The sequence below is a fragment of the Acinetobacter sp. Ver3 genome (assembly GCF_000632455.1).
GTDB lineage: Bacteria > Pseudomonadota > Gammaproteobacteria > Pseudomonadales > Moraxellaceae > Acinetobacter.
In genome coordinates, this window is record NZ_JFYL01000011.1 from 58,578 (window position 1) to 64,633 (window position 6,056).

At 41.0% G+C, this 6,056-nt stretch carries 5 protein-coding genes; 1 reads left to right on the plus strand and 4 read right to left on the minus strand.

The features are described from left to right. Positions 1-38 precede the first annotated feature (38 nt). The 4 genes from CL42_RS05185 to murG are packed head-to-tail and all read right to left on the minus strand — an operon-like array spanning position 39 to position 4,444. Positions 39-893 (minus strand): cell division protein FtsQ/DivIB, encoded by an 855-nt coding sequence (locus CL42_RS05185; protein ID WP_035265833.1) that lies wholly within the window; start codon positions 891-893, stop codon positions 39-41. Positions 894-896: 3 nt separating this feature from the next. Beyond that, on the minus strand, positions 897-1,826 hold the full coding sequence (locus CL42_RS05190; protein ID WP_035265835.1) for a D-alanine--D-alanine ligase: 930 nt from the start codon (positions 1,824-1,826) through the stop codon (positions 897-899). Between the two features lie 55 nt (positions 1,827-1,881). Next, a complete protein-coding gene (gene murC, locus CL42_RS05195) occupies positions 1,882-3,330 on the minus strand; it encodes a UDP-N-acetylmuramate--L-alanine ligase (RefSeq protein ID WP_035265836.1) in 1,449 nt (482 codons plus the stop codon). Positions 3,331-3,346: 16 nt separating this feature from the next. Next, positions 3,347-4,444 carry an undecaprenyldiphospho-muramoylpentapeptide beta-N-acetylglucosaminyltransferase gene (gene murG / locus CL42_RS05200; RefSeq protein WP_035265837.1) on the minus strand — a complete coding sequence of 366 codons (1,098 nt, stop codon included), beginning with the start codon at positions 4,442-4,444 and terminating at the stop codon, positions 3,347-3,349. 393 nt (positions 4,445-4,837) lie between these two features. Here murG and CL42_RS05205 point away from each other — a divergent pair, with 393 nt between their 5' ends. After that, positions 4,838-6,055 (plus strand): CynX/NimT family MFS transporter, encoded by a 1,218-nt coding sequence (locus CL42_RS05205; RefSeq protein ID WP_035265838.1) that lies wholly within the window; start codon positions 4,838-4,840, stop codon positions 6,053-6,055. Position 6,056 lies beyond the last annotated feature (1 nt).

Here is a 6,056-nt window from a genome sequence, read left to right on the forward strand (position 1 = left end):
GTTTATATCTGGCTTATGCCTATTTTTAAAGCCACGTATTATGGCTTTGCAACTCTTGAATCTGCAATGTTAATGTCATTAATGGTTACAACAAACTGACCATTTATAATCTTTGGTGGTGTCGCATTTTTCCATTGAATCGCCAAGCCATTACGGTAACGTAAGTCAATCGCTGAAACTCTTGGCCAAACCACTTTCAGATCTGCTTGAGATAAGTGACTCAATCGTTGCAGTTTGCTCATGGTCTGATCCTGATCCACAATAATACGTAAACCCGAATCGAACTGCATAAACCATGTCCGACGATCTGTTAAATATAGCTCTTTCAAACGCAGATTCACTGGACTAAACAGTTGATTAATTTCATGATAACGTCTCATCATGACTTTTGACTGATCTGACGGACCATGCATAAGTGGTAAATTTGCGTGATTTCTAGAATATGCCTCTGTATAGACCACACCCTGATCACTTAACAGACGTCCTGTTCCCCAACGTGCAATCGGATGTTTCGGAATAACACGAACCTTAATACCGTCTGGCCAAGCTCTAGAAATGACCACTCGATCTACCCAAGAAATCTCTAATGCCTTATCACGAATTTGCTCAAGATCAGCAGTAAAATAATTGCCTGTAATGGTAGGCATTAACTGCTGTTTCACTTGACTAATTTCAGGCTCGGCTTGCAGACCAACCACATCCAAAGATGCTACCTTTGCACTGGTCATGACGCTATATAAGCCATAAATCCCGACCAAAAGTACACAACATGCAAAAATAAGCATGACCCAACCACCCGCATTAATCATTTTCTCTTTGCGAGTCGGTGGTTTGTCATGAATCGATGTAATCGCCGCACGTTTGCGACGCATCGATGGAGGTAGTTGAGCCATAACTTAGTGTGATTCTTTCGCTAAGGTTTGCTCTAAAATAGCCAAACACAAATCTTCAAAACTATAACCTACTGCTTGAGCTGCTTTTGGTACCAATGAATGACTGGTCATGCCTGGAACAGTATTCACTTCTAGCAGCCAAAATTGACCTTGCTCGTCCTGCATAGCATCAATTCTACCCCAACCACTTGCCCCAACAGCTTGAAACGCTCGTAAGCAAAGCGCTTGTAAACTTTTTTCTTCAGCTTCACTCAAACCACAAGGGATACCATATTCAACATCATTACGTTGGTATTTAGCTTCATAATCATAAAAGGCTACATCAGCTGGAGGTTGTAAACGGATGACTGGTAATGGTTGTCCGTTTAAAAATGAAATCGTAAATTCACGACCTGTAATCCACTTCTCAGCCATGACCACGGCATCATGTTGAGTCGCTTTTTTAATTGCTTCAGCTAAATCCTCTGCTTTCTCAACCTTACTCATGCCCACACTCGAGCCTTCGTGCACGGGTTTGATAATCAGTGGTAATCCAAGCTCTGCAACGAGTGCTTGTGCATCAGTATCTTTAGAAACAATGCGGTATGGCGCTGTAGGAAGTTCAGAACCTTGCCAAATTTGCTTGGTCTTTACTTTATCCATTCCGATAGCCGACCCCTGCACACCAGTTCCAGTATATGGAATATTTAACCACTCTAATGCGCCTTGGATTTGACCATCTTCTCCACCACGACCATGTAACACAATAAATGCACGATCGTAATTTACCAGTTCAGTCACACTGCGTTCTTGAGGGTCAAAACCCTCTGCATTCACCCCTGAACGTACCAATGCTTCAAGTACAGCCTTACCACTATCTAATGACACCTCACGCTCTGCAGATTTACCACCAAGCAATACAGCAACTTTGCCGAATTTAGAAGCATTTGACACGTTTAGTTCCTTAAACTTATAAAATTTTCAATTTAGCCAAATCATCAAACGACGATTATTTTAAATAGAGCTGGTTCTGAGCAAGCTCAATTGAAATTGCTCCAACGTTACCCGCACCTTGAGTCAATAACAAGTCATTTGCTTGTAACACTTTTTGTATCACATTTGGCAAATTCCCTTCTACTGGATCAATCAAGATGGGTTCAACATCACCACGCAATCGGATACTTCTTGCCAATGAGCGACTATCTGCACCAACAATCGGCTTTTCACCTGCAGAATATACTTCTAATAGCAGTAATTGATCGACTTGTGACAAGACATCAACGAAATCATCAAAACAATCACGTGTACGGCTAAAACGGTGAGGTTGGAACATCATCACAAGTCTACGATCAGGATGACTTGCACGCGCAGCTTTAATCGTTGCTTCAACTTCTTTTGGATGGTGACCATAATCATCAACCAGTTTGACCGTTCCATCACCTAACTCAAATTCACCTTGAATTTGGAAACGACGCCCTACACCACTAAAACTTTCTAAAGCACGAGCGATTGCAGCATCAGATACACCTTCATCAGTTGCCACACCAATCGCAGCTAACGCATTAAGGATGTTATGCAAACCAGGCATATTAATGGTTAACTTGAGTGGCTCTTTGTTTTTACGAAGCACAGTAAAATGTGATTGCATCCCTTCTTGTACCACATCTACAGCACGAATATCGTTATCTTCGTTAAAACCATAAGTTAAAACAGGTCGACCAATACGTGGCATGATTTCACGAATATTTTGATCATCGCCACACACTACGGCTAAACCGTAGAACGGAAGCTTCTGCAAGAATTGAACAAAAGTATCTTTCAAAACATCGAAGCTACCACCATAAGTGTCCATATGATCAGCATCAATGTTGGTGACAATAGCGGCCATTGGTTCTAAATATAGGAATGAAGCATCAGATTCATCTGCTTCAGCTACAATATAACGACTCGCACCTAAAGCAGCATTTACTCCAGAGCGATTAAGCAAACCACCAATCACATAAGTCGGATCCATATTTTCTTCAGCAAGCATACAGGTCACCAAACTTGTCGTTGTGGTTTTACCATGTGTACCTGCAACCGCAATACCATGACGGTAACGCATCAACTCACCCAACATTTCCGCACGACGAACTACAGGGATACGTGTTTCAATCGCTGCTTTAATTTCTGGATTTTCTTGGTCAATCGCAGTCGATACAACCAATACATTCGCACCGTCAATATTATCAGCAGCGTGTCCGATATGAACTTTAATGCCATTTTCTTCAAGCTGTGCAGTGGTTTTAGAGGCTTTAATATCCGACCCTGAAACTTTATAGCCTTGGTTTTTTAAGACTTCCGCAATCCCGCACATTCCTGCACCACCAATACCCACAAAATGAATATGTTTGATACGGCGCATTTCAGGAATCTTAATCAGGTTTTTTGCTTTATCAGCTGGGTTCGTTGAAGACATAATTTTCTCTAAAAACTTACAAATCTTGAATTAAAGCAACCACACGCTGAGTTGCATCTGGTTGAGCTTGTTGACGTGCTTTAACAGCCATTTCCGTCAACAATGTACGGTTCATGAGTGGCAATAAAACTGCTTTTAATGAATCAGGAGTGAGTGTCGCTTGTGGACAAATTTTTGCAGCATTAATATCTGCTAGGAATTTGGCATTCGCGGTTTGGTGGTCATCTACTGCACTTGGCAAAGGTACAAATACGGCTGCAACACCCGCAGTAGCAATCTCAGTAACCGTCAGTGCACCAGCACGACAGATTACAAGATCGGCATTGGCATAGGCTTCCGCCATATTTTCAATAAACGGTTGAACTTCTACCTGTAAATGATCAGGAGCATCGGCATAACGTGCCCGCGTGCTATCAGGATGATTTTGACCACACTGATGATAAACACTTAAAGGAACATCTAATTGTTTCAGTGCTTCGGGTACGCGCTCATTCAATGCTTGTGCGCCCAAGGAGCCGCCTACAATTAAAATACGAATAGGTTGATTGGCTTTTTCTCGCTCTTGATATCGCCAAGCAGGACTCAATATCGCAGAAATTTCCTTACGTACGGGATTACCTGTAGTCACGATTTTATGATTTTCTGGAAATGTTTTCGGGAATGCCTGACAGACCGTTTTAGCAACACGAGCCAATTGGGTATTGGTGAAACCCGCTACTGCATTTTGCTCATGAATGATGACAGGAATACCAAGAATACGCGCAGCCAAACCACCAGGACCTGCAACATAACCTCCAAAACCAGCGACTGCATCTACGTTTAATCGTTTCATATAGCGCATTGCGCTAAGCGTTGCTCTTAAAATTTTAAAAGGGGCTTGCAGCTTACGGACGATTCCATTGCCACGCACACCCTGAATATCAATTTGATAAATTGGAATTTGGTGATTTTTAAGCAAGCGGTTTTCCATACCTGAGGGCGTTGCCAACCATGACACTTCGACACCTTGCTGTTGTAATTCCTGAGCAACTGCTAGGGCAGGAAATACATGTCCACCTGTACCTGCAGCCATCATCATGACATGTTTAGGTTGTTTATGCTGAGCTTGTGTCACGGTCTAATTCTTCAAATCTAAGAGCTAACAGAAAATTTTATATAAGGTATCAATTGTAATCACAATCGTATATCCATGAAAGTTTATTTACTTTTTTTCACGGAGCCTTTAATTGTTTTTTTCATATGATTTCAGAGTTTAAACTAGATTTATTATGAGGTGTGCCTTTTTTATGTATTTTACCATTCGATCTAGTTTATAACGCACCAGAATAATGATTAATGTGCACATTAAAAACCACCACAGTATTGGTTCTATTGTTCCTTCGTATCTTCGCTACCGCCATATTGGATATAAACTTATGTCTAAATGGTATGAGGCAACAGTTCTATTTATGATATTGCTATATCTCATTGAGATTCAGCTCGCGAATAAAAGGATTTTTAAACGCAAATGTCAAAAATATCACCTTATGACATTTGGATTATTTTGGCAGGCTACCTTGCTGCAATTCATGTCGGTAAACTTTCTGCTGTTATTCCAATTCTTCAAAAAGATTTAAATCTAAGTTTCACCCAAGCAGGCCTATCCTTATCACTGGTTCAAGGTGCTGGAATGCTATTTGCCCTGTGTATTGGTGCTGTATCTGAGAAAATAGGACTCAAAAAATGCCTTATTTTTGCACTCATTCTATTGGGGATGAGTAGTTTTGCAGGCTTATGGATTGATCATAGTGTTAGCCTTTATTTTTTTCGATTTATGGAAGGTATTGGATTTCTCACCATTAGTCTTTGCGCTCCCGCAATTTTAAAACGCCTAAGCACACCTGAAACCATGAATTTTAAAATGGGGTTATGGAGTTCTTATATGGGAGTTGGGGTTAGTCTTGCTATTTTGACCATTCCTGTATTACTCGAATGGCTCAGTTGGCAACACATTTGGGCATTATTTGGTGCCTTGTGTTGGCTTGTTGCCTTGATGATTTACCATTTTTTACGTTATGACGATAAACAAACCACTGTAACAACAGCACCACTGAACACATCAACCTCCAACTCTTTTTTATCTATTGTTAAAGCCACCGTGACCCATCCACCCATTCTCTGTCTAGCCGTTATCTTTGCTTGCTATACCAGTCAATGGATCACACTCACAGGTTTTTTACCCAGCTTGTATGTCTCATTCAATATGGATTTAAAGCTTGCAGGAATTTTGGTGTCAATGGTTGTATTATCTAACTTAGGTGGAACCTTTGGCGCAGGCGTATTACTTCAAAAAGGCATATCTCCTTTTAAATTACTTCAATTTAGTTTTTTAAGTCTAATTTTATGTAGCTGGGTTGTATTTTCACAACCCTATTGGTTGATTTTTGAGTTGCAATATTTGTGCGCTATTTTGTTTTCTTTTATCGGTGGCATTATTCCGACGACCGTCTTTGCCAATACGCTTAGATACGCACCACAGGTCAATGCAGCAGCATCCAGTATGGGCTTAGTGCTGCAAATTTCTGCATGTGCGCAGTTCCTTGTTCCCCCAGCAACAGCAGCTCTCGTTTCGTCTTCTCACCAGTGGTCCAATGCCGCATGGGTTACCGTAAGTCTTTCCACCCTAGGACTATTGACCAGCTATTATTTATTTAAGATATATACGCAAAAAAAAGAGCCTATTTAGG